3 protein-coding genes are annotated in these 5,255 nt (G+C 61.4%); all 3 read left to right on the forward strand.

Translation table 11 applies throughout. The features are described 5' to 3' along the window. Positions 1 to 106 precede the first annotated feature (106 nt). Genes ACMLHG_RS09995 through ACMLHG_RS10005 form a run of 3 tightly spaced genes read left to right on the forward strand, consistent with a single transcriptional unit; the run spans position 107 to position 5,193 of the window. Positions 107 to 1,156, forward strand: a complete 1,050-nt coding sequence (locus ACMLHG_RS09995; RefSeq protein WP_417170394.1) for a substrate-binding domain-containing protein — start codon at positions 107 to 109, stop codon at positions 1,154 to 1,156. Between the two features lie 10 nt (positions 1,157 to 1,166). Further along, the gene (locus ACMLHG_RS10000; RefSeq protein ID WP_294437143.1) at positions 1,167 to 1,835 is read left to right on the forward strand and encodes a type II secretion system protein; all 669 of its coding nucleotides are present in this window, start codon (positions 1,167 to 1,169) and stop codon (positions 1,833 to 1,835) included. A gap of 16 nt (positions 1,836 to 1,851) precedes the next feature. After that, positions 1,852 to 5,193, forward strand: coding sequence for a hypothetical protein (locus ACMLHG_RS10005; protein ID WP_417170395.1), 3,342 nt, complete (start codon positions 1,852 to 1,854; stop codon positions 5,191 to 5,193). The last annotated feature ends 62 nt before the right edge of the window (positions 5,194 to 5,255 follow it).

Below are 5,255 nucleotides of genomic sequence, written 5' to 3' on the forward strand. Positions count from 1 at the left end.
GGCTGTGTATTTTTTTGTGTTTTTTTCAATTTTTCGCTTGCAATTTTGCTGTTTTTCATCCATAATATTTACATGCAAACAAACATGTAAAAATTACAGGTTGTCCATGAAGAAAAATCTCGCCAATGAGATTTACGATTATCTGATCGCGGAGATTCGGGAGCACCGGCTTCTTCCGGGCGGGCAGCTGCCGTCGGAGAACACCCTCTGCCGCCAGTTCTACGTGAGCCGGCCGACGGTGCGCAAGGCGATTGCCCGGCTCTGCGAAGGCGGCTATGTCCAGAGCCGGCCGGGGCTGGGGTCGTACGTGACCTCCGGGCAGTCCGACGCTCCGGTACAGCCGGTCAACCGGCTCATCATCGGGATCGACGGTGTGGACTTCCACGACGAGTACCAGTATTACACCCGGATCAGCCAGGGGGCGCGCGCCGCCGCGGAGGCCGCCGGTGTCATGCTCTGCCTGACCGACCTGCCGGAACTGCTGAACAGTCCGTTCCGGAAAGTTGACGCCTTCATCGCCACCCGGGTGGATCGCGACGATTTTGAAAACGCGGCGCTCCTTCAGCGCAACGGCATTCCGCTGGTGCTGCTGAACCGTTATCCCCAGCAGCCGGAGCTCGCCTACATCTCCGTCGACTTTCAATATGAGACCTTCCTCGTCATCAGCCGGATGTTGAAGAACGGCGCGCGCAACATCGCCCTGATCGGCCGCCAGACCGGCAGCGTCACTTCGGCCGGACGCACCCGTGGATGGGAGGAGGCCTATAAGGCGAACGGCCTGCCGGTGCCGCAGCATCTGGCCGTCGATTTTCAGGATTTCCGTCACGACGACGACATCCTGCCGGAGTTTTTTCGCCGCAACCAGGTCGATGTGGCGTTCGTAACCGCCGGTTACCAGCTGCCGCCGGTGCTGACGGCGCTGGCCCGGGTCGGCATGCAGTTGCCGGACGATCTTGATGTGCTCTGTTTTGATGATATCGAACGCCTCTGCGAGACCGTCAATACGCCGATCTCGTACATCAAGATGCCGTTGCAGGCGATGGGGGCGCGCGCTGTCGAATATCTGGTCCGCCGTCTGACCTGTCCGAATCTTGAGACGCTCCAGCTCACCATGAATGCTTCGTTAGTCGTCAATCGCTGCAAATATCTACTCTAGGAGGTTTTATATGAAAAAAACATTTACATTGATTGAACTTCTTATCGTAATCGCGATCATCGCCATCCTCGCCTCCATGCTGCTGCCGGCGTTGAATCAGGCGCGGGAAAAAGCGCAGGGTACTGCCTGCCTCAACAACATGAAGCAGTTGATGACCTATGTACAGCTTTACATGAATGACGCCCGTGACCAGATTGTCACGGAGGGCGGCGTCAACGCCACCTGGTCCGGCTCGCTCCAGCGGGGCGGCTACATCAGCTGGCAGCGTCCCGGGGAATTCATCTGTCCCAGTCAGGAGAAGAGTCCGGCCCGGGGCGAGGATATCGCCGTCTATTTCGCCTACGCCAACAACTACGGCGGGTATTATGTGGAGAATCTGCAGCAGAAGGAGCTGGACCGCAGTACCGCCGCCGACGGTTCCCGGGGGATGAGTTTCAACCGGCTCCGTTCGCCGGCCCGTTTCCTGTTCATCACCGACGGCAAGCGTTACGACCGCAACAACAGTCACAGCAAGCTCTGGCCGAGGACGCCGGTGGACTGGGCCTCCCTCCCGTACCTCGGACACAGCCGCAATACCCTGCCGACCGGCTGGGCGGACGGCCATGTGGCCATGTCGGCAAGTGCGGAATTGTATGAATACTATTACAATCAGAATCCTATTTTATTCGTGGAAAAATAAAGCGAAGGAGCTCGACATGATCTGTCTGCTGAAACGAACCGTTCCGATTCTCCTGGCCGTTCTGGCCTTTGCGCTCTCCGCCGCGGAGAGCATGACCCTCTCCCGCACCGGAGAGCCGGTCATGGAGCGCATCCCCTTTACGCTCCGCCTTTTCGACGGCTCCTGGCGCAGTTACACGCAGGGGTATCACGGCTTCACGATTGTGAACGTGACGGGGAACGCCTCCGACGGCAGGGTCGAGGCGGAGTTGAAGTGCGGCAAGCTGCCCGGGGGAACGCTCCTCGCCTCCATCCGGCAGACGGCGCCGCACCGTTGGAGCTATTCGGCGGAAGCGCGTTTTTCCGCCCCGGCCGAGCTGAAGTTCATCGGTCTTACGGCCACGCTGCCGATCGAGGCGTTCTGCGGCCGCGAACTGCTGGCCGACGGCAAGCCGGTGGTGCTGCCGAAAGAGTATGCCGGCAGTCGCAGCGGTTCCATTTTTTCCGGACGGGTTTCCACGCTGGTGATTCCGACCATGGAGCGGACCATCACTCTGCGCGGCAAATTCGATCTTGTGCTGCAGGACGACCGCGCCTACAAAATCGACCGCTATGTGGTGCGCATCGGATTCACGCCGTCGAGCGGCTCCATCCGCGAAAGCTCGCTGAAGCTGGAGATCGAAGAGAAGCCGTACACCTCCACCACACTGAATCTCCGTTCCGCGGCCAACATGGCCTTCGCCGACGACAAGGCGGGGGACCGGGTGGGCGGCTGGACCGATCAGGGGGCGGAAAACGATCTGCGGATGCTCCCGGTCGGCAGACAGCGCTGGCAGGGGGTGGAGTTCGACATCATCGACCCGGCCCGGAACCGGGGGAAATCCTGCATCGTGCTCTCCGGGCCGTCGCGCGACTATTTCCCGAAGAGCGTCTCGGCGGAGCAGAACGGCGAGCGCGGCAACTTCCTCTACCTGCTTCACGCGCTGGCCTGGCCGTCGAACCTGAAGGAGATCGGCACGGTCAAGGTGTGCTACCGCGACGGAAGCAGCACGACGATTCCGGTCACCGGCAACGTCGACGTCGGCAACTGGTGGATTCCGGCGCCGCGCCGCAACGGCGAGCTGGTCTGGACCGGGGAGAACCGCAGTGCCTACGTCGGGCTGTACCGTTCGGTTTACCCGATTGAGGACAAGCCGATTCAGCGGGTGGAATTCACCTCCACCGGCCGTTCGGTCTGGGGAATCGTCGCCGCGTCGGTCGGTTCGGGGAAGATTCCGCGGCTGAACACGGCGCCGGTCTACATCCTGCCCGGACGCGACTGGCAGGAGATCGTCTACCACAAGGACGTTCAGCCCGGGTCGGCGATGGACTTTTCAAACCGCCTCGACGCTCCCGCCGGAAAATACGGGCCGGTCGTCGTCCGCAACGGCAGACTGGAGTTCCGGGATCGTCCCGGCGTGGCGGTTCGTTTCTACGGCACCAATTTCTGCAACTCCGCCCAGTACCTTGACAAGGCGTGGGCCGAGCGGCTCGCCGACCGCATGGCCGCCGCCGGATTCAACGCGATACGGCTGCATCATCATGACGGCGGGCTGTCGCAGCGCACCCGCACCAGCTCGACCGGACTCAACCCGGTCAAGCTCGACCAGCTCGACTATCTGATCGCCTGCTGCAAGAAGCGCGGCATCTACGTGACCACCGATCTCTATGTGTCGCGCCCCTTTGCCAAGGGGGAGATTCCGGAGTTCCCGGACCAGTGGCTGGCGCGTCCTTCCTTCAAGGCGCTTCCCTATCTGCTCGATTCGGCGATGGAGAACTGGAAGAGTTTTGCGCGCAACTGGCTCACCCATGTCAACCCCTATACCGGCATGGCGCTGAAGGATGATCCCGCGCTGATTTCAGTCTGCCTCATCAACGAGGGCAACCTCAACAACACCTGGCAGGGAGCTCCCTTTGTCGCGGATCTCTACAAGAAGCGGTTCGCCGAATGGCGGAAGAAGAACGAGACGAAGTTCCCGGCGGGAACCTCCTACGACGTGATGTTCTCGCAATTTCTGGCGGCGGTGTACAATCCCGGCTTCGCCGAGATGAAACGGTTCGTGCGCGATCTCGGACTAGCCTGCCCCATCTCCGACCAGAACATGCGTTCAGAAGCGCTGCTTTCGGTTCTGCGCGACCAGTACGACTACGTGGACAATCACAGCTACTGGGAGCATCCCCAGTTCCCGAACAAGGACTGGCAGCTGCCTTCGGCGCATCAGAATCTCTCCGCGATCGCCCGCGAGGCGAACGTGCCTGCGTCGCTGATGTCGTCGCGCCTCTTCGGCAAGCCGATGATGATTACGGAGTTTGACTATGCGGCCCCGAATGTGTACCGGGCTGAAGGGGCGGTGCTGATGGGCAGTTATGCGGCGCTTCAGGACTGGGATGCGCTGTTCCAGTTCGCCTATGCGCACAACGACGGCATCGTCAAGGAGAACCGCGGGCCGACCGGTCACTTCGACCTCGCCACGGACATTGTCAAGATGCTGTCGCAGAAGATCGGACTTGCGCTCTTTCTGGACCGTCAGCTGAAACCGTCGCCGCTCTCCTTTGCCGTCGCATTGACCGGCGGGGAGGGGCTGGACTTCTCCAAGGAACTTTCCGGTCAGATTGCCCGGCTCGGTCTGATCGCCCGGGTCGGAACCGTGATTCTGCCCGACGGGAAGGCGGCCGAAGGGAAACTGCCGGCCGATCTTGCCGGACTTCTGAATCCCGGCTTCAATTTCCCGGCCGACACCGGGAAGACGCCGGTGTTCGACGCCTCGCCCGCGAACGACAAACTGCTCGAAGAGCTGCAGAAGAGCGGTGTGTTGAAAAAGGAGTGGTACGATGGTGCCGCCAAAACGTTCAACGCTCCCGGCGGACAGATCAGCCTCGATGCGGAGAATGCGACCTTCCGGGCGGTGACGCCCTCCTGTGAAGCATTGATTCTTCCGGCGGGGAAACAGCTCAAGGGGAATTTCCTCTCGGTGAACAACCGGGTCGGCCGCGGGGTGTTCTCCGCCATCGCGCTGGACCGGGAGGCGCTGCCGAACTCGAAACGGGTTCTGCTGTTCCACCTGACCGATACCCAGGCGAGCAAGACCAAGTACGCCGGTCCGGCGATGAAGCAGCTGGAAGCGTGGGGAAAGGTGCCGTTCCTCGCCGCCCGCGGGGAGGCGGAGGTGACACTGCAAACCGCTCCCGGCGGCAGTTATGCACTCTACACGCTCGACACTGCGGGCCGCCGCACCGGGGAGATCCCGTTCACCCGGATCGACGCGCGGACCATCCGGTTCTCGGCGAAGGTGTTCGGGCCGCACGGCACCACGCTCGCCTACGAGCTGGTCCGGCGGTAACCCGCCGGGACGGCTCTGCTCTCTCCGGTGTAAGACCGGATGGAACAGAGCCGTGTTTTTTT

Origin of the sequence: Victivallis sp. (assembly GCF_048170485.1) — a bacterium.
Classification (GTDB): domain Bacteria; phylum Verrucomicrobiota; class Lentisphaeria; order Victivallales; family Victivallaceae; genus Victivallis.